The following is a 254-nucleotide window of genomic DNA, read 5'->3' as shown; positions in this document are numbered from 1 at the left end:
CATACTATCTTTCGCCTGAGGGTGATTTTTACCTGGATCCCGGTGCCTCACAGGCTGCCTTTGCCGATGAAAACGGACAATACAGTTTACTTCCCGGACTATCCGGTACAGAAATAATTACATTTACCCCCTATAAAAATAATGCAGGAACGATCACCGGTGATACTATACGATTTACATCAAAACAGGCTGCCTTTGCTGCCAATCTTCCCGGACAAGAAGTTTCCCTGGCCAGTCCCGGTACGGATAATCCC

Annotated in this window: 1 protein-coding gene; it reads left to right on the top strand. The window is 46.9% G+C overall.

All coding sequences use genetic code 11. The features are described from left to right. A partial coding sequence (locus ACPYOJ_RS35975) for a hypothetical protein (protein ID WP_481420476.1) occupies window positions 1-254 on the top strand: 254 nt, incomplete at both ends.

Source organism: Rhizobium sp. SVR5-9E (assembly GCF_056755095.1).
This window is presented reverse-complemented; position numbering and strand designations above follow the sequence as displayed.